Annotated in this window: 1 protein-coding gene and 1 tRNA gene; both read left to right on the plus strand. The window is 40.0% G+C overall.

Annotated elements, in window-relative coordinates:
* The first annotated feature begins 170 nt into the window (after nt 1-170).
* Nucleotides 171-1,223: a glutaminyl-peptide cyclotransferase gene (locus ACOVQQ_RS12270; protein WP_421818453.1), complete on the plus strand. Its 1,053-nt coding sequence runs from the start codon at nt 171-173 to the stop codon at nt 1,221-1,223.
* 250 nt (nt 1,224-1,473) lie between these two features.
* Nucleotides 1,474-1,547 (plus strand) — tRNA-Arg (locus ACOVQQ_RS12275).
* Nucleotides 1,548-1,734 lie beyond the last annotated feature (187 nt).

The following is a 1,734-nucleotide window of genomic DNA, read 5'->3' on the forward strand; positions in this document are numbered from 1 at the left end:
CCTACATCGCACCGCTCAACCGCTTACCCTTGCTATGTTCCCATCCTGGGGGAGTCTGCAGGAGCTGGTCGTGTAGGACTTGCCGCCGCAAATATACGTTCATTTTGTATTTTCGCAAACGATACGCCGAGATGCGCGAGAGGTTTCGGCTACACTTAAATGCTATATATATGAAAATCAGATTGCAAGGTTGTGTTTTTGGATGTATCTTTTTTTTGCTGTTTGCAATAACTGCGTGTAATTCGCCTAAACCGGCAGATTTTGAACTGCGATTTAACAGTGCCGACAAGAAATATTTGTCGGGAAAAGAGCTCATTGTTGAAGTTTCGAGCGAATATGCTGAAAAAATTTCTGCTGTTAAGTTGTTTTTAAATGAAAAGTTGGTTGCCACGGGTACTGCGAATTCTGTGAAAGCGAAAATTGAGGAAACGAAATTGGGTTATATAGATTTACGAGTTGCGGTAACTGTTGATGGTGCTGATATTTCTGTTTCAGATCGTGTAGAAGTAGTAACCGATGTAACCCCTAAGGTGTACAGCTATAGCATTTTAAATACGTACCCACACGACATAAGTTCGTTTACGGAAGGCTTTGAGTTTTTTAGAGATACACTTCTTGAGGGAACTGGATTACGCGGGCAAAGCAAGTTGCTCAAAACCGATTATAAAACGGGTAAGATTTTAAAGAGTTTGACGCTTGATTCACAGTATTTTGGCGAAGGGATAACGGTAATCAACAATCAGATTTTTCAGCTCACGTGGGAAGAGGGTAAAGGCTTTATTTACGATGCGAATTCTTGGAAATTAATCAAAGAGTTTACGTACGACAAACAGATAGAAGGGTGGGGAATGACTAACGACGGAAGTTACATTTACCACAGCGATGGTACCGAGAAAATTTGGAAAATGGATCCGAATACGCAAAAAATGATTGGTTACGTGAACGTGTATTTGGGTAGCGAGAAGATTAAGCAAGTTAATGAGTTGGAGTGGGTAGAAGGTAAAATTTTCGGAAACGTTTGGCAAAAAGATGCTATTGCCATCATTAATCCGGAATCGGGTGTGGTAGAAGGAATTTTGGATTTAAGTGCGCTACGTTCGAAGGTAAAAGGAGGAAATCCTGCTCCAGAAGTTTTGAACGGCATCGCCTATCGAAAATCGACCAAAACCTTATTTGTTACAGGGAAGTACTGGGATAAAGTTTTTGAAATTCAAGTTAAATGAGTAAGCGATTTTTCAAGATTCTAGCACGCTTGAATAAAGTGTTGTTACCGAGTTTTACTCGTTCGGGAGTTAATGTCATGAGATTGAAGCCGTGGCAGAAGCTTTTATTTGGTTATCGTTATTATGTGACAATTAGGTCGTTAGATTAATCGCGCAATTTTTCTTTGCTTTTTTCTTGTCTAAGTCTACTTTTACACTATCTTTGCACCCGCAAAACAGTTGTGATTTTACTTACAACAGTTTTCTAAAAGGCCTCGTGGCGCAACTGAATAGCGCATCTGATTACGGCTCAGAAGGTTACTGGTTTGAATCCAGTCGAGGTCACGAATGAATAGTATAAAAAGAAAAAAACGCCAAGCTTTGCTTGAGCGTTTTTTTCTTTTTATGCTATTATCAAAGCGGAGCTTTGATGGATGGCGCGTCAGCGCAATCCATTCGTGAATTCGTTGTAATGATAAAACGCCAAGCTTTGCTTGAGCGTTTTTTTCTTTTTATGCTATTATCAAAGCGG

The sequence above is a fragment of the Flavobacterium sp. genome, assembly GCF_049240005.1.
Taxonomy (GTDB): Bacteria; Bacteroidota; Bacteroidia; order Flavobacteriales; family Flavobacteriaceae; genus Flavobacterium.

What these genes read in the sequence shown, in the direction of transcription:
- ACOVQQ_RS12270 (WP_421818453.1), top strand. Translation starts at nt 171, where the DNA reads ATGAAAATCAGATTGCAAGGTTGTGTTTTTGGATGTATCTTTTTTTTG.